Consider the following 22,718-nt stretch of genomic DNA (forward strand, 5'->3'; position numbering starts at 1 on the left):
CTTAAGTGTTTGGCATTTCTCTAAATTCATACTTATGGGTTGGTTTTAGTCTAATGTTGCAAGCATAGACTCATCATATTCTTTCACGGCTTGACCGGCTTTCACCTTCTCCACATAATCAGGATTGGCAATGAACGGCCTACCAATCGCCAATAAGTCAAATTTTTGGTTTTGGATAGCCTCAGCACCTGATTCAGCTGTATAGCTCCCCACACCTACCAACGTTCCTTTATAAATGCTACGCAAGTAAGCTGAAGCACTGCCGCCCAAATACTCAAACTCCATCGCGTCATCAAAGATACCCACGTGCAGATAGGCTAAGTTGCGACTGTTTAATGCCGAGATTAAGACATCAAATACCGCTCTGTCTCTTTGGTCACCATCCATATTGAAGTAAGCACCGGGTGACACTCTTAGACCCACTCTGTCGGCACCAATACGATCGGCGACAGCATCGGTGACTTCCAAAGCAAATCGACTCATATTTTCTGGTGTTTGACCATATTCATCGGTACGCTGATTCGCAGCGTAATGTAAAAACTGGTCAATTAAATAACCATTGGCACCGTGTATTTCAACTCCATCAAAACCTGCCTCAATCGCGTTTACTGCTGCTTGGGCATAATCGGCAACAAGTTGTGTGATTTCTTCCTGAGTTACTGCTTTAGGGGTTTGATAGGTGAGTTCACGCATTCTTGGAACCGTACCCTCAACTCCAATAGCCGACGGTGCTAAGACTTCTCCGTCAAAAAAATACGGGTGCGCAACACGCCCAACATGCCACAACTGCGCAAACATCTTGCCGCCTTCGGCATGTACAGCATCTGTTACTTTTTTCCACCCTGCAATTTGTGCGTGCGTAAACAAACCAGGGGTATTCGGGTAGCCTTGCCCATCAGGGCGAATAATCGTCGCTTCACTAATGATTAATCCTGCTTTGGCTCGCTTAGCGTAGTACTTCACCATGTCATCGGTAGGAACTAAATCGTCGTCTGCCATACAGCGCGTCAATGGCGCCATCAAGATGCGATTATTGAGTGATATGGTGTTATTTAGCTTAACATTTTCAAAAAGTACCTGTGGCATGGGTGTCTCTCCATATTTGAATATACATTCAAGATAGGGATTCTTGAATCGTTATTCAAGTTAAACCTTTACATTTTTTTCATTGTTATCAAAAATAGGAGTGAAGTATTGGTATAATGGCGACGTTTAAACACATTTGGTGCACTTAGGAAATCGATGAGAACAGCAGAGTTTGATAGAGAAACCGTACTGAGAAATGCCATGCAAGCATTTATGACTTATGGCTACAACAAAACCAGTATGCCCAAACTGACCGAAGTAACCGGACTCCATCCGGGTTCTATCTACTGTGCGTTCAAAAATAAAAAAGGTTTGCTATTAGCCGCCATAGATCAATATCAAGCAGACCGACGAGTGCATTATCAAAAGCTATTCGAAAACAGCACCAGTCTTCGCTGTGCGCTTGAGCGATTCTTACAAGATCTTGTCGGTGAATGTTTAGGCGACGAATCAAAGAAAGTGTGTTTGCTCACCAAAACGCTTAATGAAATTGGCGAGCAGGATGTGGAAATTCAAACGGCACTCAGCGCTAACTTGCACCAATTTGAATCACTTATCAGGCAACAGTTTTTAATAGCTTGGCCCGATAGTGAAGCATTAAGTGAAGATGAAGCCACAAAGAGGGCCCGTTTCTTTATTATGTCTGTATATGGTATTCGAACTTATGCAGCGACGCAGTGCGATAGCTCACACCTAAATGCGCTGGCGGATAGGTTATTGGAAGTCTCTATTTAAAGCCGAGAGCTTTGAGCTTGGCTAAACTGCTGTTTAAACGTATCGTGTAAACTTTTGTCTATGAATTCGAGATGCCAATTAATAAAACGCTCGTCCATCGTCAAGCCCGCCAATACAGAATTAACCGCCGCTAAAAACCTCCGTGTAACGGATGTATCCCGACAAGCGATATGCCCAGTAATAAATGGAGCAAAACCACTAACCGCAATTGGTAGGGGTTTTTCTGACACCTCTTTCGCGTGGTATGCGATAACGGTGGGATATTCAAGTAGCAATTCAAAGCGGTTGTTCATTAACATAGAATACATTTGCGCTTCGTTTTCACTGCCCTCTTTGATATAGAGTTGTTCTGGTGATGTCTGCTGTATCATGGCATCGGCAATATCACCATATGAGCGCTCTTTTTCTACGCCCAACAACCATTTGGGATGCTTCGTTAATAATGTCTTTAGATCTTGCTCAGTTTGTATAGATGACAATTGCACAGTCGGTGAAGCAAAAACTTGTAGCCCCAAAAAGTAAGTGGTCGGCTCAGAGAATAGCAGTGTTTTACTGCGTGCTTTATTCACAACTAAGTTTCTAACGCATTCTCCTTCCCCATCCGCAATATTTTTAAGCGCACGGTCAACACTGGCATCAGACTGTGTAATCTCAAACTGAGTTAATTGGCTTTGCAGATAGGAAAATACACGACTCTCAGTGAGGACACCTTGAGAAGGGTTATTGTAAATTGTGATTGCTTGCGGCTGGGGCTGAGCAATTGAGTAGCGACAACAAAGTAACAAACCAATTAGTATGCCAAGCCTATTCATTGATACGTCCTTTTATTTCCTGTTGATACTTCCCACAGTAGTCTATTTTATACTGCAAATTATATCGTTGGAACAGATTCAAAATAAGTAAAACTGCAAATCGTCCTCTTTCGGATGTTTTTCACACAACAATTTTATTTACCTTCGATACTTTTCATAGAAAGAGTCAATGGAGTATTCAAATAGCGCTTTTATATGACTTTTAGCCTCTGGAATTGAGACAAGCTCAAAATCGACGGAAACAGATTTACTACCAAAGAGTCCAAAAGTGGCTGGCTTAGACACAATATCCAAAGTCAGTAATCCACGGTTATTTTCTATTGGTGTCAATTGGTAAGAGGCGGACTTACCGCCTTCATCGCCAAGTATAAAAAAGAACCCGCCCCCTTCACCAAACTCCTCGAACAATTCCAATTCTTTGTCCCAAGGGTAATGATCAATAACATCCCAAGCCTCACGATAAGATTGTAATTCTTTTTCATAATTGATGAGCTCAGTGCCACCGTCACGATGTTGGTAATAGACTTTAACTCGTCTCACTAAACTTTCCTTATCCACTAACATCACATTTTTTGAGAATTTGCTGCCGTAGAAAAACCTTCAGCAGCCTAGCTGACATACTCTACATTTGCGCCGCAAATACGTCATGTATTTTCTCTGCCGTTAGCTGGTTGAAATCAGCGTCATGATAGTTTTCGACAAGATTTAGCTGGGCTTTAAACTAAACAACTATGAACGTCATTGCTATGCTTAGCTATTTCCTTTTAGGCACTCTATTCAATCTAAAAGAATAGAATGCCTCGGGTGTAGAAAATCAGTTAATTATTTGACTTCACATACTCTAAACAAAAACTTGTCCTCAAACACAAACTCGCCTGTACGCAAGTTTGTAGATTTGTATAGACTACCATGATACACATCAGCAGATACAATTGCGTAAATTCCGTCAGAGTTGGAATCTCTCAAAACCCAGCGTGCATTATTTGAAAAATTAATACCTGGTTTTACAGACACTGTAGCGCCCTTACCTGTTGAGTGAATGATACCTGCACTGTTTAAAATGCCAAATTCACCATCATTATTTTTATCTTGCAGAGTCCAAGTTTGACTTGAACCACTTTTCATCACTAATTTACCATTTGATGCGGTAACAGATTGTTTTCTATCGACTGAATACAATTTGATGTTTGAACCCTTGCTACCATATAGTGTGCCCGCTAAGCACTTTTCGATTGGCTGAGGCTTTGGTGGAGGACAGATCGCTTTCGTGTAACTTGAGTAAGGCTTATACTGACCAATAACTGTAGGACAAAGCCTATCAAAGCTCACTGTATACTCAGCTGATTGCCCGTAAGAACCACATGAACGATCACTTATAAAATCACTTGCTTTTTGTGCATAGGGTGGTAGGTCAAACCCCTTACACGCTCTGAATACCCGAATTGCACCAATATCATTTTCTGAAAATGGCTCAATTCGTTGTGCGATAGAAGGAAATTTATTGTTATAAATACTAAGTGATTTATCGCAATTCTTGGAATCAACAGAAGATACATACCAGTCATAGTGAGGCCCTTCACTATTTTTAAACTTTGATGTCCCATGCTTGTATGCATTGGGTATATCTCCGTAGCAAATTTCTATCTCAGAGAATCCAGAATTGGAATCATGAACATCTATTTCGTCATAATGGACAGATCCGTCCCAACATGACGTGTTAATCAATTTACTTTTAACATAATATTTTGGTGGTAATTTTACGTTAGGGACATCGCAAACAGACCAAGCATCCTGAATTGAATTTGTTTGAAATGCACTGCCTCCACATTTGCTTTCATAGGTAGATATACCAGTCACAACTTCTCCAAGTGGAATATCAGCTGCTCGACAATATGTATCAGCCTTGACTGAACCGCTAAAACTCAATGCAAAAGAAACCGTAGTTAGCGACATGACAGCAAGTGATGGCTTGAGTATATTCAAAGTTAAAATCTCCTTAATTTTTTTCTTACGGACCGTGATCTCAGAACTCATTTATCTTAAGAAAATATCACGCCCCGCCCATAATAACCTAATATAGAAACAAGATATAAGCTCTTTTTATTCTTTGCAAACGACACAGTGTACTAAATCTCAAACATCTAAATCACTGACACTCACTACAGAGTTATGCCTTCATCAGATATCGCTCACAATTTAGTTCAGCGCTCATTGGAATAGGAATTCAAACTGTGACAATTACCATGAGAAGACAAATTTGACGATTAGTCAGAATAATAGTGGGTACCCATTGACAGCCCCCAAAGAGAAATAGTCTAGCAAAATGCGGGGACCAGCTCTGCTGGTGGGCTTTCACGAGATTCATTTTCAATATTGAATAGGGATTTAAGAATCCCCCCTATAGAGACAAAAATAAAACTATCACTGTAGTGGTCAGCTATATCTCTGCAAACTTCTCATATTCAACTACTGAAACAGCTTATTATGCTACTATCGAGCTTGTAATAATAACCCGATCAAGTGTGTAGAGGTACCTCCTGAGGGTAATGCACCTCAAATTCGTATAGCAGTGCCGTGGTGGAATAGGACTACATTGCACAAGCAAAGATATTTTTCAAATAGAGTTAACGTAAACCAGAATGGTTTTTGAAGATGCGCTGTGTTTAGGAAATAAAAACGAAGTTTAGGGTTTCTATAGCCCCAGAACGTCACCAAAATAACAAGCGAGCGTGATAAGTGATTGATTTAAATAAAGAAGGGATGGCGGAGAGAGAGGGAGTCGAACCCTCGATACGCTATAAACGTATACACGAGTTCCAGTCGTGCGCCTTAAGCCACTCAGCCATCTCTCCGCACTGAATTGCGGGGCTAATACTATGAAAAGCCTCGCACTTTATCAAGCAGTTTTTTGCTTTTAGGATCTATTTGTCTATTAATCCTACTATTTCTGCAAGGATGCAGAAAAATCTAGCATGCGATTTAGCGAACGTAGTGCGCCTTCACGCAATTCCATATCAACGAAGACTTCTTTGCCTTGTGGGCTGATAAGCGCTTCTTCAATTGCCTGTAGGCCGTTCATTGCCATCCAAGGGCAATGGGCACAGCTACGACATGTCGCGCCTTCACCAGCGGTTGGTGCTTCGAAGAACTCTTTCTCAGGGCAAAGTTGCTGCATTTTGTAGAAGATACCGCGATCGGTAGCAACGATAAACTTCTGATTATCCATTTCTTGCGCAGCTTTAATTAACTGACTCGTTGAACCTACCGCATCCGCTAAGTCTACGATTTCCGCAGGAGACTCAGGGTGGACCAGTACCGCAGCGTCAGGATGTAGCTGCTTCATATCTTTAAGGGCTTTGGTTTTAAATTCATCATGAACGATGCACGCACCGTTCCACATGATCATATCGGCACCCGTTTTCTTTTGGATATAAGAACCCAAGTGCTTATCCGGACCCCAGATGATTTTTTCGCCTTGCTCATCAAGGTGCTCAACAATCTCAAGCGCGCAAGAAGAGGTGACAATCCAATCCGCTCTTGCTTTTACCGCAGTTGAGGTATTGGCGTATACCACCACTTTTCTGTCTGGGTGTTGATCGCAAAACGCAGAGAACTCGTCAATAGGACAACCAACGTCCAACGAGCAAGTTGCTTCGAGTGTTGGCATCACAACGGTTTTGTGCGGTGTTAATATTTTTGCCGTTTCGCCCATAAAGCGCACGCCGGCGACGATGATCATGTCTTTGTCTTCTTGCTTAGCGCCAAACCGTGCCATTTCTAATGAATCAGCAACACAGCCGCCAGTTTCTTCAGCAAGTGCTTGGATCTCAGGATCAGTATAATAATGGGCAACCAGTACCGCATTTTTTTCAACTAATAACGCTTTGATACGCGCTTTATACTCTGCTTTTTCTTCAACGGTAAGAGGGGCAGGTTTTGGAGGGAAGATATAATCTTCCGGCATAATACGTTCAGCTAGACTCATTTCTCGACCACTAGTCCACATTGCATAATTAGGTAGAATTATACGAAAAATACAGGGGTAATCCTAGCGAATGTTTAACTCAAAATGGCGAGTTTAAGAAAGTATTTTGAATAATATATGAAGAATAAGAGGATGGTGGGTCATGATGGACTCGAACCATCGACCAATGGATTAAAAGTCCACTGCTCTACCAACTGAGCTAATGACCCGCTCAAAATTGAATTCGTATGCTTGTAAGTGGTGGGTCATGATGGACTCGAACCATCGACCAATGGATTAAAAGTCCACTGCTCTACCAACTGAGCTAATGACCCGCTCAAGCATTAAGACGGCCGTTAATTCGTCCTGAAGAGGTGTTCCGGCTCGTCGTCCTGACTCGCCGTCAAAAAGCTGCGAAGCCTTGCTTTGGGCTTTTTTCACCCAACTGAGCTAATGACCCGCTCAAGCATTAAAAGTGCAATTAATTCGTCCTGAAGAGGTGTTCCGGCTCGTCGTCCTGACTCGCGTTCAAAAAGCTGCGAAGCCTTGCTTCGGTCTTTTTTCACCCAACTGAGCTAATAACCCGCTCATAATTGAATTCGTATGCTTTTAAGTGGTGGGTCATGATGGACTCGAACCATCGACCAATGGATTAAAAGTCCACTGCTCTACCAACTGAGCTAATGACCCGCTCAAGCATTAAAAGTGCCATTAATTCGTCCTGAAGAGGTCTTCCGGCTCGTCGTCCTGACTCGCGTTCAAAAAGCTGCGAAGCCTTGCTTCGGTCTTTTTTCACCCAACTGAGCTAATGACCCGCTCAAAATTGAATTCGTATGCTTGTAAGTGGTGGGTCATGATGGACTCGAACCATCGACCAATGGATTAAAAGTCCACTGCTCTACCAACTGACCTAATGCCCCGCACAAAATCGAATTCGTAAGCTTATAAGTGGTGGGTCATGATGGACTCGAACCACCGACCAATGGATTAAAAGTCCACTGCTCTACCAACTGACCTAATGCCCCGCACAAAATCGAATTCGTAAGCTTATAAGTGGTGGGTCATGATGGACTCGAACCATCGACCAATGGATTAAAAGTCCACTGCTCTACCAACTGAGCTAATGACCCGCTCAAAATTGAATTCATGTGCTTGTAAGTGGTGGGTCATGATGGACTCGAACCATCGACCAATGGATTAAAAGTCCACTGCTCTACCAACTGAGCTAATGACCCGCTCAAAATCGAATTCGCAAGCTTATAAGTGGTGGGTCATGATGGACTCGAACCATCGACCAATGGATTAAAAGTCCACTGCTCTACCAACTGAGCTAATGACCCGCTCAAAATCGAATTCGCAAGCTTATAAGTGGTGGGTCATGATGGACTCGAACCATCGACCAATGGATTAAAAGTCCACTGCTCTACCAACTGAGCTAATGACCCACTTAACGCAGCAGTTTTTTGTTACCAATCGCCTGCTGCGGGCGCTTATAATACTTATTTAAATTTTGAGTGCAACTGAAATAGCTAGTTTTTTTCACTTTTTATGACTAAGCGCCTAATTTTAAGGCACTCAGCTCAAAAAGTGATAATTACATCTTCGCTAAACGCTCTGTTGCCAATTTTGCAGGAGTCGTACTTGGATACTCTTTAATCAATATGAATTCTAAAGCTTGTAAAGTGGTGGGTCATGATGGACTCGAACCATCGACCAATGGATTAAAAGTCCACTGCTCTACCAACTGAGCTAATGACCCACTTAACGCAGCAGTTTTTTGTTACCAATCGCCTGCTGCGGGCGCTTATAATACTTATTTAAATTTTGAGTGCAACTGAAATAGCTAGTTTTTTTCACTTTTTATGACTAAGCGCCTAATTTTAAGGCACTCAGCTCAAAAAGTGATAATTACATCTTCGCTAAACGCTCTGTTGCCAATTTTGCAGGAGTCGTACTTGGATACTCTTTAATCAATTTATTAAGGAGCGTCTTCGCTTCTGCGGCTTGTCCCTGTTTATGTAAAATAGTACCCAGCTTTAACATCGCTTCTGGACGTTTATTCGATTCAGGGAAATTATCAACAACGGTTGCAAAATGAGACTTAGCTTTACCATCGTCAGACTTTATTAAGAATAGCTGACCCAACCAGTAATGCGCGTTCGGCACATACACCGAATTTGGATACTGCTGCAAAAAACTTTGAAACTCAGGGATCGCTGCATCGTAGCGCTTATCCTTCATTATCATATTTACTGTACGGTCGTACGCTTCATTCTCAGACAGATTACTGCTGAATGCTTGCTCTGGCGTAACATCAGGCGTTACCGCGGCTGCGGTGGATTGTGACTGGTCATAAGCTTGACTGACGCGATTTTCAATCTCTTGATACAACTCACGTTGACGTTGTAGCACTTTTTCAAGCTTATAGCTCTGCTCTTCTGTCACACCGCGCACTTGGCTTACTTCTTCTTGTAAAAGATTAAGCTGTTGCTGTAACTCAGCCTGCAGCAAATTGCGGGTTCTCATCATACTCTCAAGTTGAGAGACACGTTCTTCTAGTGTTTGATTTGAATTTGCAGCTTCTGAAACAGGAGCGGGAGCAGCCCAAACTTGGACGCTCCCGCTCATGAGTAAGAATGCTGCCAAAATAGTATTCGGCTTCATAATAACTCTTTCTTAGTACACTAATACCGCGCGACGGTTCTTAGCGAACGCTTCTTCTGTACGTGACTTAATCATTGGTTTTTCTTCACCATAGCTCACTACAGAGATTTGGCTGTCAGAAACACCAAGGCTTTGAAGGTATTTAGCAACTGATTTACCACGGCTTTCACCTAGTGCGATGTTGTACTCTGGCGTACCACGCTCATCTGCGTGACCTTCAACAAGTACTTTCACGCTTGGGTTTTTCACTAGGAAATCAGCGTGCGCTTGAAGTAGTTCAGCATATTTGCTCTGAATAGTAGATTTATCGAAATCGAAGTAAACGATCTGTTCTTGACGTAGGGCTTCATATTTCTCACGTAGTTTTTCTTCAGCAGATTTCTCGCGAGACATAGTGTTTACGTCAACAGTGTTGTCCTGTGTGGTTGCCGCTTGGTTGCTTTCGCTAGCCGCGCCCTCATCAACACTTGAAGATGAGCTACATGCTGCAAGTGTCATCACTGGCAACGCGACCATTAAGGCTTTTAGAGTTTTGTTAAGTTGCATCGAGTATATTCCTATATCTTTATAAATCTAACCAGCAAAATTACTGTAAAAACGGCGACCAGGCTGGTGCCTTAACTTGACCGTCCAAGACAGGTAACCTTGCCTTGAAACGACCATCCATAGACACCAATGCCAATACCTGCTTATTATTGTGCAAGGTGCTGTATATTATCATCGAACCATTTGGTGCAATACTCGGAGACTCATCTAGTCTCGTACGAGTTAGCACTTGAAACAGCCCGGAATCTAATTCTTTTTTCGCAATGTGGTAACGGCCCAGCGTGCGGTTAACCATAATCAAACGTTTACCATCTGGAGTGATCGAACCTGCTAAGTTCATGTCGCCGTCGAACGTCACTCGCTTAGACCTACCAGTTTTTAAATTTAACTTATAAATCTGAGCATTACCACCCCTTTCAGATGTATACACAATTTCTTGACCGTTTGGATGCCAAGAAGGCTCAGTATCTATACTACGATGACGAGTTAAGCGGGTTTCTTGACGAGTTTTCAGGTCAATTAGGTATACTTCTGTCGCTCCACCTGCATCCTTAGAGAGTACTGCAAGTAATTTAGTTCCATCAGGAGAGAACTGTGGCGCGCCATTAATACCTGGGTGACTCGTGATCAGTTCGCGTTTTCCGGTGTAAATATCTTGAATGTAGATTTGCGATTGGCGATTTTCAAAAGTCACGTACGCAAGCTTGTTTGCATCCGGCGACCATGCAGGAGACATTAACGGCTCTTTAGAGCGCAATAACACCTGCTCGTTGTAACCGTCATAATCGGCAACAACCAATTGGTATGGTTTATCTTGGCCGTCACGTACGATAACGTAGGCAATCTTAGTTCTAAATGCGCCTCTTTCACCTGTTAAGGCTTCATATACTACATCACTAATTTGGTGCGCATAGTTTCTAAAGCCAGTACCGCTGACAATACTTTGCCGTCCTTCAAGCACATGGTCATCGCTTTGCATTAAGCGACCATTTGACATAATGCGAGTTTCACCACCGGTAAGCTGTGCTCTGATCACGTCAATCAGTTCATACTTTACCAAGTAACGCCCAGCAGATTGCTGGGTCACGGTGCCTACAACTACCGCTTCAACCCCGGCATCAACCCATGCAGCGTAGTCGATTTCCGAGTCAGTTGTTGGCAATTGAGGCATGTCAGCCTCGGCAACAGGCTTAAATTTACCACTGCGCATCAAGTCTGCAGAAATAACGTCACTTAAACTCGACGGCATTTCACCAGTGCCATTATATTTAAATGGTACAATTGCGATAGGTCTGGCACTGTCTACCCCTTCTGTTATCACAATTTCAAGTGCGGCTTGCGCAAACTGTGATACACCCAGAGTAAAAACCAGCAATAAGGTTGTGAACTTCTTTAGCATGTTCGTCCTTTAAAAATTTGGTTTAATTGTTAAATTGATATTCTTAAGCTGCTCAAACACGTCTTTATCTTTAGAAACAGGTAAAGTATCAGCCATTTTCACAGCACGGATAGCAGCTTCACAAACTAGCTTGTCGCCACCCAATGACTCTACATGCGTCACAAGGCCGTTAAAGGCTAGACGAATGTTTACTCGGCATTGTTTACCTTTCATTGTTTCATCGATAAGCAAGTTTGCTTGAATTCGTTGCATGATAAGTGCTTTAAACTTATCCACTTCGCTCAATACTTGCTGTTGACGGATCTTCGCTCTTGCTGCCTGCTCCTTAGCAAGCTGGTCACGAAGCATTTGTTCTTCAAGTGCCTTTTGGCGTTGACGCTCCGCTTCTTCCGCTTTTCGTTTTTCCTCAGCTTCGCGACGTTTCCTCGCCTCTTCGGCCTTTCTTAAGCGATCTTCCTCAGCTTGGCGCTGAGCTGCAGCCTTTTTAGCAGCTTCTTCCGCAGCGGCTTTTTCAGCTCTCGCTTTATCAGCCTGCTCACGTTGCTTTTTCTCTATTTCACGAGCGCGTTTGGCTTGCGCCTCAGCTTGGCGAGTCTCTTCCAACTTAGCTTGACGCTCTTGCTCCAGCTTTTTAATGCGCCGCGCTTCAGCTTCACGGTCTTTTCTAGCTTGCTGCGCACGCTGTTCAAGATCGCGAATACGGCGATCTTCAGCAGCTTGCTTTTCTTCTTCACGCTTTTTTAAATCCGCAATCTTTTTCTCAACCGCTTGCTGATCAACCGACACCGCAGAAACGGCCCTTTCAGGCTTTTGGTCTTTTTGCTGTGGATTTAAGGTGACTTCCATCACAGTAGGTGTATCAACTTGAAAATTTGCCGTAGCAAATAGCAGACCGCCAATTGCGCCATGAAGCAATACTGACTTAACTACGCTGCTAGATAATGAACTCATTACTCATCCTCAAATGATTTAGTCATTAGGCCAACAGAAGGAACACCCGCTTTTTTCAAGAAATCCATTAAATAAAGTACTTCTTGATACGACACTCTGCCTGAACCTTTAATCATTACAGGGGTATCTGGATTTTGTTCTAACTTAAGTTTAATTATCGCAGCTACTTCTACTGCATCCATTGGTGCTTCAGGATCCGTACCAACAGTCACAAAATAGCGACCTTCAGCGTCAATGGTGGCAATAATCGGTGGCGAGTCTTTGGTTTCAACCAATTCAGACTCTTCCATCTGAGGTAAGTCTACTTTTACGCCGTGCTGGATAAGTGGAGCCGTTGCCATAAAGATGATTAACAGCACCAACATAACATCAATATAAGGAACGACGTTGATCTCCGCGACGGGACGACGTCTCTTACGCTGATACATTTTGTTTTGCCTCTACTTGTGTTGCAGCCTGACGATAAAGAATATTAGCGAACTCTTCCATAAAGTTAATGTACTGAGTTTCTAGCTTTTCTACATTTTTGGCAAATCGGTTATACGCCATAACCGCTGGAATTGCCGCAAACAGACCCATGGCTGTTGCAATCAAAGCCTCAGCAATACCTGGTGCAACCATTTGCAGTGTTGCTTGTTTCACTTCGCCAAGCGCGATGAAAGCATTCATGATCCCCCAAACGGTACCAAATAGACCGATATAAGGACTGATAGAGCCAACTGTTGCTAAAAAAGAAAGGCTTGATTCTAACTTTTCAATTTCACGAGAAAGCGCGACACGCATTGAACGGTGAGTACCTTCAACAACAATTGAAGGAGATTGGATATTGCCTTTTTTATGCTTTGCAAACTCTTTAAAGCCGGATACAAATAGCGCTTCTAGTCCTGACGCACTACCAGTCCTTGCAGCTATTTCATTATAGAGTTTGCTAAGATCCATACCGGACCAAAATTTTTGCTCGAAATTCTTTGATTGGCTTTGGGCTTGAGAAATGACTGTTTTACGTTGAAAGATAATTGCCCAAGAAGCAATAGACAATCCCACCAGGGTCAACATAACAAGTTGTACCAAAAAACTGGCTTTTAAAATTAGATCGACAAAATTTAGTCCCGATTCCACGTTATTATACTCCCAAAAGTGTTTCGGCAATGGTAGCCATTTATATTCTTTCGCTCTACCGAGCAATATCTAGAGATAGACTAGATTTACTACCAAAAGGTTCAGCTAGTTTAACCACACTACAAATACCTTACAATCTCAATACTGCGAATTCATTGTATTTGACGATAAATAGAGCAAAACAGTGTAACTCCCTTTGCTTTACCCAAACTTAAGCAAATTCGACAATCTCCATCACAGCCTCTAAATATGACCCAAAACTGCATAAAATAGGAGTTTTATGCACAAATAGAGAATAAAACCTCAAAAAACAGATTGGTCTTACCAATTAACAACAGATTATCTAATATTTACATTTTGCGCATTTAACATACAAATCCATATTTTACATAAGCTTACATAAATACATCGCCACATTTAAGCTCACTTTTTAACCTCAAAAAAAATTCTGGTATTAGTTTTTTTTATCTGAAAAAAGAATTTTTCTAGTTTGATGAAAAACCAAAACCTCTTTAATATACACCCTGTACTGAGCGAGCAGCTGAAGTTTCAGCAAAGCACAGTTACTTGCAATAGGATTCTGATTTTTCGTATTGCTTAGATGACGCATTTTGTGGATAAAACCCAAAGTAACTCATCTTGTTCCCTGGATTACTTCCTTCAACTTGTTGTTTTGCCCGCATTATTTGCGGGCTTTTTTTTGCCTGAAATTTGGTGCAAGCTCCTTATTACGATCCACGTTTTCTTTAACACTCGGTCATTTTGCGGTTTTTATTTAGCACCTGGTTTAAAGGACGAGACAATCTACAAATAGTTTAAGCAACGTATAGCCCACACAGGTCGAGATAAATTACTTCAGCAGTAATGAATCTTGCTTGAATTGAGCGGATACAAAATAATGGATTTATGCACACGTGATTTGCGATAAGCGAGTGTAGAAATGAAATAGCCGAGTGAATACTCGGCTATGAAGAATAAAGGTGTTCGTTACCCTGCTTGAATTATTCTGGCTTGCTTAGCTCAAAATGCATATAAGCTTTATCAGAGACTATACGTCCTCTTGGCGTGCGTTGAATAAAGCCTTGTTGGATCAAAAATGGTTCTATCACATCTTCGATGGTTTCTTTTTCTTCTCCAATTGCCGCAGCAAGGTTATCCAGACCAACCGGGCCACCGGTAAACTTTTCTATGATTGCCAGCAGATATTTGCGGTCCATATAATCAAAGCCACATTTATCAACATCGACCATATCCAGCGCTAAGTGCGCAATCTCTTCAGTGATAGAGCCATCACCCTTCACTTCAGCAAAGTCTCTTACCCTGCGTAGTAAACGATTTGCAATTCGTGGTGTACCGCGCGCTCGACGCGCCACTTCAGTTGCGCCCGACTCGCTGATCTCTAGATTTAAATGATACGCTGAGCGAGTCACAATCGAAGACAAATCTGCAACCGAATAAAACTCCAAGCGCTGCACAATACCAAAGCGGTCTCTCAATGGTGAGGTTAACGAGCCGGCACGTGTCGTTGCACCAACTAAAGTAAAAGGCGGTAAATCCAGTTTAATCGAGCGTGCTGCTGGGCCTTCACCAATCATGATGTCCAATTGGTAGTCTTCCATAGCGGGATAGAGAATTTCTTCCACCTGAGGGCTTAAACGATGGATCTCATCAATAAATAGCACATCCCCTTCTTCAAGGTTAGTGAGCAATGCGGCCAAGTCTCCCGCTTTTTCAAGCACAGGTCCCGAGGTGGTTTTTATATTAACCTCAAGCTCGTTTGCGACAATGTTCGCAAGCGTGGTTTTACCTAAACCCGGCGGACCAAATATCAGCAAGTGATCTAAGGCTTCCTGTCTTGAACGTGCCGCTGCTATAAAAATTTCCATTTGCTTTTTGACATGTGGCTGACCAGTATAATCATCTAGTAATTTAGGTCTAATCGCCCTATCAACTAAATCTTCATTACCTTGGATCTCAGGTTCAATTAATCTATCTGCTTCAATCATAGTTACATCATCGATTTAAGAGCGTCTTTAATGATACTCTCGGTCGTCATGCCTTCTCTGTTTGCGGCTTTTACCGCTTTTTGTGCTTGAACTTGTTTATACCCTAATGCCATTAAGGCTGCAATCGCTTCATCTGCTGGGGTATCACTTACCGTCGGATGCTCTTGCGGCGCAAGTACAGCGGCATCGCTAAACGGTGTGAGTAAGTCATTGCCAAAGTCTTTTAGCTTATCTTTCATTTCAAGCACTAGGCGCTCAGCGGTCTTTTTACCAACTCCTGGGATCTTAACTAAAGTCGTTGCATCACCATGATTCACGCAGCTAACAAATTGCTCTGCAGACATGCCCGATAAAATCGCAAGTCCGAGCTTTGGACCGACTCCGTTCGCTTTAATTAACGTTCTAAACAATGCACGTGCGATCTTGGTATTAAAACCAAACAGTAACTGCGCATCTTCACGTACCACAAAGTGAGTAAATACTGAAACCGGCTCGCCCACGCTCGGTAATTCATAAAAACAGGTCATTGGCATTTGTACTTCATAACCTACACCTGCAACATCAATTAATATCTCTGGTGGCTGCTTTTCTAACAGTGTTCCGCTTAATTTTCCTATCATGGTTATCTCAACCTTCCTCTTACGGTTTTACGCGCTGCGCCTGCCATTTTTATTAAGTTTTGCCTTGAGTGCGCGTGACAAATCGCCACCGCCAACGCATCTGCTGCATCAGCTTGGGGTGTGCCAGGCAATTTTAATATGCGCTTTACCATTTCCTGTACTTGGGCTTTGTCTGCACCACCGGTACCCGCAACGGCTTGTTTAACTTGCCTTGCCGAATATTCACTCACGACCACTGACTGCATGGTCGCCGCAACAATGGCCGCACCTCGCGCTTGACCAAGTTTTAAGGCTGAACTTGGATTATGCGCAACGAACACTTGCTCAATCGCAAAGTCGCTCGGCGAAAACTGCTCTATGAGCTGTGTGATCCCTTGATAGATCATTTTTAATCGAGTGGGAAAGTCATGTTCACCAACTTTAATGCAACCGCTCCCTAAATATTGGAACTTTGCACCTTGATGAGCAATCACACCATAGCCTGTAAATCTTGACCCCGGATCAATTCCTAAAATGACAGCCAAACGCATCGTCTCTTGGTTTTTTGGTTATAATGCCAAAATACTGTATAGATTACCAGTTATAAGCTAGTTCATCTGATCAAAAAAGGCGACCAAAGTCGCCTCTTTTACATCAGGTTGGCGAACTTACTCGCCTTCACCTTGCTCTGCTAACTGCTTTTCTATCGAGATAGCAAGCTCTTTTAGCGCATCTGGGTTTGCTGGGCTTGGCGCATCAGTCATCAAGCACGACGCTTGCGTTGTTTTCGGGAACGCAATAACGTCACGGATGTTGTCGGTGCCACACAGTAGCATCACCAAACGGTCAAGACCGAATGCCAAACCTGCGTGCGGAGGCGTGCCATACTTCAGAGCATCGAGTAAGAAACCAAACTTCTCTTGCTGCTCAGACTCTTCAATACCTAAAATTCTGAACGCCGCCTGTTGCATTTCGTTGTTGTGAATACGAACCGAACCGCCACCGACTTCGTAGCCGTTAAGTACCATATCGTATGCATCAGAAAGTGTACCTGCTGGATTTGCTTCAAGGTCTGCAGCACTTACGCCCTTAGGCGCAGTAAACGGGTGGTGTACCGCGTGTAGGTTACCTTCGTCGTCTTCTTCGAACATCGGGAAGTCAACAACCCAAAGTGGTGCCCACTTAGTTAGATCAGTGATTTCTAAATCAAGACCAATCTTCAGACGTAGCGCGCCCATCGCTTCGTTTACAGTATTACGCTTGTCTGCGCCGAATAGAATAATGTCACCTGTGTTTGCGCCTGTGCGCTCAAGTAGTGCATTGATCACTTCTTCATTCAAGAACTTAGCGATTGGCGACTGTACGCCTTCGATACCCGCATCACGGTCGTTCACTTTCATCCAGGCAAGGCCTTTCGCACCGTAAATACCTACAAACTTAGTGTATTCATCGATTTGCTTACGTGAAAGTTGTGCGCCACCTGGTACTGATAGTACTGCAACGCGACCTTTTTCGTCGTTCGCAGGGCCGCTTAGTACCTTAAATTCAACGTCTTTTACGATGTCTGCAACGTCGATAAGCTCAAGCGGGTTACGTAGGTCTGGTTTGTCCGAACCATATTTGCTCATCGCTTCGCTGTACGGCATCACGGGGAACTCACCCAAATCAACGTCTAGGAAAGACTGCCACATTTCGCGGATCATTTTTTCTGTCACGCCACGAACTTGATCAGAGCTCATAAATGACGTTTCGATATCTATCTGAGTGAACTCTGGCTGGCGATCGGCACGTAAGTCTTCATCACGGAAACACTTTACGATTTGATAGTAACGGTCAAAACCAGACATCATTAGCAGCTGCTTAAATAGCTGCGGCGACTGCGGTAGCGCATAGAAACTGCCTTTGTGAACACGACTTGGTACTAGATAGTCGCGTGCACCTTCAGGTGTTGCTTTAGTTAGTACTGGCGTTTCAATGTCTAAGAATGCATTTTCATCCAAGAAACGACGCACAAAGCTACTCGCTTTAGCACGCATCTTAATGCGATCGCTCATTTCTAGACGACGTAGGTCTAAATAACGGTATTTAAGACGACGCTCTTCAGAGTTTTGCTGATTGAAGTCAAGCGGTAATGGTTCTGAACGGTTGATAATGGTTAAGCCAGTACCTAAGATCTCAACTTCACCGGTTGCCATGTCTTTGTTAACTTGGCTTTCAGGACGCGCACGGACAACACCTTTGATCTGAACACAGAATTCTTGGCGCAACGTATTCGCTTTATCCATTAAGCCTTCCACTTCAGGATCGAATACCACTTGCACAAGCCCTTCTCTATCTCTTAAATCGACAAAGATTAGGCCGCCAAGGTCACGACGTTTATTGATCCAACCGCATAGTTCTACTTCTTGATCAACGTGGCTTTTGTTTAAGTTTCCGCAATATATTGAGCGCATAGTTTTCCTGTCTCTCAGTTACACCAAGCGGTAACTGGCATTAATATGAAAAATTATCGGCGATTATATAAAAATACCCGACTTGATGTCATCCTTGATCCCGTTTTGTTTCTAAATTTCGTGAACTTTATTACACTGACGCCACCATTTAAACGAAACAAGCTCAATTATGTTATACCTTGGCTGCCCACAGTGGAGTTCAGCTCACTGGAAAGGACGCTTTTTTACGACTCACTGCCAAAGCAATAGAATGCTTCAAGAATATGGGCAAATATTCAACTCTGTTGAAGGCAACACCAGCTTTTATGCTGATCCCAAACCTAACACCATTGAAAAGTGGCGAAATGATGTGCCTGAGCACTTTCGTTTCACCTTTAAAATTCCTAAGCGCTTTTCCCATGAAATGGCGCTGCAAAACTGTCAGCAAGGCATAAGCCATTGGTTGCAGCTATTTGAACCTATTTTCGACAAACTGGGCATGGTGATGCTACAGCTGCCTAAAGCATGCAGTCCAGAACATTTGCCAAAAATAATCGACTTTTGTTCATTATTACCTAAAGAGCTGCAACTAGGCATCGAGGTACGTCATTTAGGGTTTTTCGACAAGTCGGATAACGAACGGCGTTTTAACCAATTTTTAATGGCAAATAGTTACAACCGCATCATGATGGACACACGACCTTTATTCAGCGAACCTGCAAACACCCAAGCGATTATTGATGCTCAACAAAAAAAGCCGAGAGTGCCATTACATGTGATAGCAACTAGTAACTCACCAATGATACGTTATGTTGGTTGTTCAGACTTAGAAGCCAATCGCGCCTTTTACCGCCCTTGGCTCACCAAGATAAATCACTGGTTGGATGAAGGGAAAACACCCTATGTGTTTTTCCATACCGCGGATAATTATGATGCCCCCATACTAGCCAAGCAATTTATAAATGACCTACAAAGGAAAGACATCACATTGGGTTTATTCCCCGCTGAACAACAACCTCAGCAAAATAGTTTTTTGTGAACTTTCACTATAACTTGCAACCAAGTGTAAAATATACTAGCTTGTTCAGTGAATAGAAACACAGACAAGTAACCCTACTTGTTTACAAAAAGGAAATTATAAATGATAAAACTAAACAAAAAGAAATTAAAAGCGCTTTCAGAAAACAAGCAAACATTACCTAACAATGCTACTCGTAAAATTGCTGGTGGAATATCTGGTGATCATGTTTGTTGTTTTTCAGAAGACTGTCAAGACCAAATCGTTGCTGCACCTGCTGGCAACTAACTCATTGCGTCATAATGCCTTCTAAAAGTGGCGCAAGCGTGTCTTTTGCGCCACTTTTAACACTCAATACGTACATTTTTCAGTTAGCTATTTAGCACGACTTTGCTCAAATCCTTCGTAGTGAGGTAAGCTCGCATCGAGACCTTCCAAGTTCGCTTTACTGGTAACAAAGTTGTGAGACATAGGTCGCTCGACGATATCCGACTCTAATATACCTAATCGTAATCTGGAGTTTGTCTGGTAAGTTGTCATTGGAACTAAACAGAGGTGATGCACAGTGCGCACAAAAATGACGTTTACGTCCAGGCTTGAATTTAAAATACTTCATGTGTTCAGCCCCTTTTACTACGTTCAATTCATAGGTATTTACAAATCCATTAGTCGCATATGTAGTAGCGGTAGACTTACGACACAATGAACAGTGACAGTGGATAATACCGCTAATTTTACCGATAATTTACAGCTCAACTTGGCCACATAAACAACCTGCCTGATACATCAAGCTCTTCTTGAAACTATTCGTGTTTGTTTATACTGCTCGACATGATTTGTACCAGAAGTAACCACGTTGAATTTCACTCGCTATTTTGTTCATTACCCAAACACCATTCTATCGTAAGTTGAACAACTTATTACCTCGGGGCAAATTAAATCGTACTCGAACGTAAGTATCCTCACGGCCATCAATTATAAAACGAAAAAGCCTTATATGAGTTTCACCAATCAACTAAAACAAGCGCCTTAAGCGCTACTGGAAGTACTGGTTGTACATGAGCTTGCACATTTCAAAGAAAAGGATGTGTGACACTCCTAACAACCGACTTCTCAGCTAAATGTTGTCAACTTATGTATAACGATTGTGGGTCAACATCACTAACTGTTTAGTTCATAAGAAATAAAATCATGAACTTTCATTTGTGTCTGAAATAAAGATTAAATTTTTTGACCTTATACTCAACAATAAGATAACGCCATCGAGAGCTCAGCGATTAGCTGTTGTCACTATCAGAATAAAAATAAGTAAGGTACAATTTTCTTTATTCATCTTTCTAAGCTTAAAAACACAAAGAATGCCATCTTCAAAAGTAAAATTAGCTCCGTTAAAGTATCTATCGTCGTACTCACTTGAAGTGCAAGATCAAGTCAGAACGATGATTGAGCAAGATATACTAGGTCAATTTTTACTTAAGAAGCACCCCAAAGTGCATGATATTAAAAACGATAAATTGCTTCGTGAATACGTCATAAATTTAAAGAACACTCACTTACGGAAGTCCTCTCCATTAAGTAAAGTTATTTACGATAAAAAAATCCATGCTGTAAATAACGCTCTGGGCTTGCATACATTTATTTCAAGAGTACAGGGAAATAAGTTAAAGAGTAAAAATGAAATACGAATTAGTGATATTTTCAAAACAGCACCTGAGGTGTTTTTAGAAATGATTGTTGTTCATGAGTTAGCCCACATCAGAATAAAGCAACACGATAAGGCATTTTATCAATTGTGCCAGCATATGCTCCCTAACTACCATCAACTAGAGTTTGAAATGCGTGTATACCTAACTCAACTAGAATTAAAAGGTCAAATTTACAAATAAAAATCAAATTTTGATATTTATTTGAATGAGTGTGATTACCAAGAACTAGATAAGTTTGATTGTCGCAAACTGAGGGTTATAACTACATAACGCTTATTACCTGAGCCGAATTTACGCCCCAATTTAGCTCAATTTATAAACGTGATGGCTCACTTTAAAACTCTCATCCTTCATAAAGAATGCGCTACCAAACTTGACTCATCGAAAAGTTAAAAAGTTAAATAGCGGAGTACTGGATAGCTATTACTGAATCTCACTCTAGTACGACTGTTTAGCAATGCAGCCTTGATGAGAATATCACGCTATCCTGACACCTCTTCGAGGCGCTGTTCTAGTAATTTAACACTCAGGCTATCGTTTTAGCTGTCATCTTGTTTAGCTGCATTGCTCCAAGCATATGGAGCCCCACTATCATCAACTTGAGCTAGAGCTAGAGCTAGAGCTAGAGCTATTTATGCTGATGTGTGAAACGGAAGGCAACACCAATTACACTTAACTTAAGTGTAATTGGTGTTTTGAGAAATTAGCGTTTACAGCTTGGTGCGAAACCACCCGTACGCGCTTTGTTAGCGGTTGCTTGGGCAGTTGTCATGTTGGCTTGTAATTGCTTAATTCGATTTTCAGGCGCAGGGTGCGTCGACATAAATTCTGGTGGACGCTGTTCGCTCATTTTCGCCATATTTTGCCAAAGCGCTACAGAGCCTTCAGGATTAAAGCCAGCCTTTGCCATTAGATCTAAGCCGATAACATCCGCCTCGCTTTCATGAGAGCGGCTAAATGGCAACGCAACGCCGTACTGTGCGCCGAGACCTAATCCCTGCATAATGGCATTGCGATATTCGATATTATTCATTTCAAGCACCGCCGCACCTGCTTGCAGGCCAAACTGCAACACACTATTTTGCGATACGCGCTCATTAGCGTGTTCAGCAATAACGTGCCCTACTTCGTGACCCATAACCGCCGCAAGTTGATCTTGGTTTTCTGCAACTTTGAGGATCCCCGTATGAACCCCAATTTTACCGCCGGGTAGCGCAAATGCATTGGCAGAATCATCTTCAAATACCACAACTTCCCATTGCTGGTTTGCGTAGTTTGCTGGGAGTTGTGCTATTAAGGCATTTGCAATACACTTAACGTAGCGATTGGTTTTAGCATCAGTATCGACTTTTTGCTCTTGCTTCATTTGCTCAAAGCTTGCAACACCCATTTGGTCCATTTGTTGCTCGGAATAGAGTGCTAACTGAGTGCGTCCGGTAGGCGATGTTTTGCAGCCTGCAAGGGTTGCTGCCACGGCTATCGCGAGAACCAGTTTTTTCATAACTTGTTCCTTTTCTTATTTTATAACTTAAGTTTCTCTAAGTTTACCGCAATTTCGTCACTTAACGAGACTAACTTAGTACAATATAAAAAATTTTTCATGAACTTCTGCTGATCAGAACGCCGTCTTTTCGTTGCTCTCCTCTAGTGCACCGAGCTCCATCTCCATATAAAGCGTCGC

Annotated in this window: 20 protein-coding genes, 11 tRNA genes and 1 pseudogene; 4 read left to right on the plus strand and 28 right to left on the minus strand. The window is 42.4% G+C overall.

Annotation, left to right across the window (positions count from 1 at the left end):
• Positions 1 to 45 precede the first annotated feature (45 nt).
• Positions 46 to 1,086, minus strand: a complete 1,041-nt coding sequence (locus A587_RS0100285; protein WP_010379138.1) for an alkene reductase — start codon at positions 1,084 to 1,086, stop codon at positions 46 to 48.
• 156 nt (positions 1,087 to 1,242) lie between these two features.
• On the opposite strand from A587_RS0100285, the gene A587_RS0100290 reads away from it, so the two are divergent.
• The gene (locus A587_RS0100290) at positions 1,243 to 1,821 is read left to right on the plus strand and encodes a TetR/AcrR family transcriptional regulator (protein ID WP_017215982.1); all 579 of its coding nucleotides are present in this window, start codon (positions 1,243 to 1,245) and stop codon (positions 1,819 to 1,821) included.
• On the opposite strand, the gene A587_RS0100295 is transcribed toward A587_RS0100290, so the two are convergent.
• The 25 genes from A587_RS0100295 to aspS form a co-directional block, all read right to left on the minus strand.
• Complete coding sequence (locus A587_RS0100295) at positions 1,818 to 2,633, minus strand: transporter substrate-binding domain-containing protein (RefSeq protein WP_017215983.1); 816 nt, start codon at positions 2,631 to 2,633, stop codon at positions 1,818 to 1,820. The genes A587_RS0100290 and A587_RS0100295 overlap by 4 nt on opposite strands.
• Positions 2,634 to 2,771: 138 nt before the next feature.
• Positions 2,772 to 3,173 carry a hypothetical protein gene (locus A587_RS0100300; RefSeq protein WP_017215984.1) on the minus strand — a complete coding sequence of 134 codons (402 nt, stop codon included), beginning with the start codon at positions 3,171 to 3,173 and terminating at the stop codon, positions 2,772 to 2,774.
• A gap of 282 nt (positions 3,174 to 3,455) precedes the next feature.
• Positions 3,456 to 4,616: a hypothetical protein gene (locus tag A587_RS0100305; protein WP_017215985.1), complete on the minus strand. Its 1,161-nt coding sequence runs from the start codon at positions 4,614 to 4,616 to the stop codon at positions 3,456 to 3,458.
• 778 nt (positions 4,617 to 5,394) lie between these two features.
• Positions 5,395 to 5,485, minus strand: a tRNA-Ser gene (locus A587_RS0100310).
• A gap of 89 nt (positions 5,486 to 5,574) precedes the next feature.
• Positions 5,575 to 6,618: a quinolinate synthase NadA gene (gene nadA / locus A587_RS0100315; RefSeq protein ID WP_026000839.1), complete on the minus strand. Its 1,044-nt coding sequence runs from the start codon at positions 6,616 to 6,618 to the stop codon at positions 5,575 to 5,577.
• Positions 6,619 to 6,751: 133 nt separating this feature from the next.
• Positions 6,752 to 6,827 (minus strand) — tRNA-Lys (locus tag A587_RS0100320).
• Between the two features lie 29 nt (positions 6,828 to 6,856).
• Positions 6,857 to 6,932, minus strand: a tRNA-Lys gene (locus A587_RS0100325).
• 279 nt (positions 6,933 to 7,211) lie between these two features.
• Positions 7,212 to 7,287: transfer RNA gene (locus A587_RS0100330), tRNA-Lys, on the minus strand.
• Positions 7,288 to 7,441: 154 nt separating this feature from the next.
• A tRNA-Lys gene (locus tag A587_RS0100335) sits at positions 7,442 to 7,517 on the minus strand.
• 29 nt (positions 7,518 to 7,546) lie between these two features.
• Positions 7,547 to 7,622, minus strand: a tRNA-Lys gene (locus A587_RS0100340).
• A gap of 29 nt (positions 7,623 to 7,651) precedes the next feature.
• A tRNA-Lys gene (locus tag A587_RS0100345) sits at positions 7,652 to 7,727 on the minus strand.
• A gap of 29 nt (positions 7,728 to 7,756) precedes the next feature.
• Positions 7,757 to 7,832: transfer RNA gene (locus A587_RS0100350), tRNA-Lys, on the minus strand.
• Positions 7,833 to 7,861: 29 nt separating this feature from the next.
• Positions 7,862 to 7,937, minus strand: a tRNA-Lys gene (locus tag A587_RS0100355).
• Between the two features lie 29 nt (positions 7,938 to 7,966).
• Positions 7,967 to 8,042, minus strand: a tRNA-Lys gene (locus A587_RS0100360).
• A gap of 238 nt (positions 8,043 to 8,280) precedes the next feature.
• Positions 8,281 to 8,356 (minus strand) — tRNA-Lys (locus A587_RS0100365).
• 149 nt (positions 8,357 to 8,505) lie between these two features.
• A complete protein-coding gene (gene ybgF / locus A587_RS0100370; RefSeq protein ID WP_017215987.1) occupies positions 8,506 to 9,261 on the minus strand; it encodes a tol-pal system protein YbgF in 756 nt (251 codons plus the stop codon).
• Positions 9,262 to 9,273: 12 nt separating this feature from the next.
• Entirely contained in the window at positions 9,274 to 9,807 is a 534-nt protein-coding gene (gene pal / locus A587_RS0100375) for a peptidoglycan-associated lipoprotein Pal (protein ID WP_017215988.1), read from the minus strand.
• A gap of 40 nt (positions 9,808 to 9,847) precedes the next feature.
• Complete coding sequence (gene tolB, locus A587_RS0100380) at positions 9,848 to 11,206, minus strand: Tol-Pal system beta propeller repeat protein TolB (RefSeq protein WP_010377596.1); 1,359 nt, start codon at positions 11,204 to 11,206, stop codon at positions 9,848 to 9,850.
• 9 nt (positions 11,207 to 11,215) lie between these two features.
• Positions 11,216 to 12,157 carry a cell envelope integrity protein TolA gene (gene tolA, locus A587_RS0100385; protein ID WP_010377595.1) on the minus strand — a complete coding sequence of 314 codons (942 nt, stop codon included), beginning with the start codon at positions 12,155 to 12,157 and terminating at the stop codon, positions 11,216 to 11,218.
• Positions 12,157 to 12,585, minus strand: a complete 429-nt coding sequence (tolR, locus tag A587_RS0100390) for a protein TolR (RefSeq protein WP_017215989.1) — start codon at positions 12,583 to 12,585, stop codon at positions 12,157 to 12,159. The genes tolA and tolR overlap by 1 nt, the downstream gene beginning before the upstream one ends.
• Complete coding sequence (tolQ, locus tag A587_RS0100395; RefSeq protein WP_010377591.1) at positions 12,572 to 13,276, minus strand: protein TolQ; 705 nt, start codon at positions 13,274 to 13,276, stop codon at positions 12,572 to 12,574. Before tolQ ends, tolR begins: the two co-directional genes overlap by 14 nt.
• 1,001 nt (positions 13,277 to 14,277) lie before the next feature.
• Positions 14,278 to 15,282 (minus strand): Holliday junction branch migration DNA helicase RuvB, encoded by a 1,005-nt coding sequence (gene ruvB / locus A587_RS0100400; RefSeq protein WP_017215990.1) that lies wholly within the window; start codon positions 15,280 to 15,282, stop codon positions 14,278 to 14,280.
• 2 nt (positions 15,283 to 15,284) lie between these two features.
• Positions 15,285 to 15,902, minus strand: a complete 618-nt coding sequence (ruvA, locus tag A587_RS0100405) for a Holliday junction branch migration protein RuvA (RefSeq protein WP_017215991.1) — start codon at positions 15,900 to 15,902, stop codon at positions 15,285 to 15,287.
• A 2-nt stretch (positions 15,903 to 15,904) separates the two neighbouring features.
• Entirely contained in the window at positions 15,905 to 16,426 is a 522-nt protein-coding gene (ruvC, locus tag A587_RS0100410; protein WP_010605128.1) for a crossover junction endodeoxyribonuclease RuvC, read from the minus strand.
• 123 nt (positions 16,427 to 16,549) lie between these two features.
• On the minus strand, positions 16,550 to 18,334 hold the full coding sequence (gene aspS / locus A587_RS0100415; protein WP_017215993.1) for an aspartate--tRNA ligase: 1,785 nt from the start codon (positions 18,332 to 18,334) through the stop codon (positions 16,550 to 16,552).
• Between the two features lie 169 nt (positions 18,335 to 18,503).
• Between aspS and A587_RS0100420 the strand changes: the two genes are divergently transcribed.
• Positions 18,504 to 19,352, plus strand: a complete 849-nt coding sequence (locus A587_RS0100420) for a DUF72 domain-containing protein (protein ID WP_036964458.1) — start codon at positions 18,504 to 18,506, stop codon at positions 19,350 to 19,352.
• Between the two features lie 102 nt (positions 19,353 to 19,454).
• Complete coding sequence (locus tag A587_RS24935; RefSeq protein ID WP_017215995.1) at positions 19,455 to 19,619, plus strand: hypothetical protein; 165 nt, start codon at positions 19,455 to 19,457, stop codon at positions 19,617 to 19,619.
• Between the two features lie 87 nt (positions 19,620 to 19,706).
• On the opposite strand, the pseudogene A587_RS23765 reads toward A587_RS24935, so the two are convergent.
• Positions 19,707 to 20,076 (minus strand): annotated as a pseudogene (locus A587_RS23765) (GFA family protein).
• A gap of 613 nt (positions 20,077 to 20,689) precedes the next feature.
• On the opposite strand from A587_RS23765, the gene A587_RS0100435 reads away from it, so the two are divergent.
• A complete protein-coding gene (locus A587_RS0100435) occupies positions 20,690 to 21,217 on the plus strand; it encodes a YgjP-like metallopeptidase domain-containing protein (RefSeq protein WP_026000840.1) in 528 nt (175 codons plus the stop codon).
• A gap of 523 nt (positions 21,218 to 21,740) precedes the next feature.
• Here A587_RS0100435 and A587_RS0100445 read toward each other — a convergent pair.
• A complete protein-coding gene (locus A587_RS0100445; RefSeq protein WP_010377574.1) occupies positions 21,741 to 22,538 on the minus strand; it encodes a M48 family metallopeptidase in 798 nt (265 codons plus the stop codon).
• Between the last annotated feature and the right edge of the window lie 180 nt (positions 22,539 to 22,718).

The sequence above is a fragment of the Pseudoalteromonas sp. NJ631 genome (genome assembly GCF_000276645.1).
Classification (GTDB): domain Bacteria; phylum Pseudomonadota; class Gammaproteobacteria; order Enterobacterales; family Alteromonadaceae; genus Pseudoalteromonas; species Pseudoalteromonas piscicida.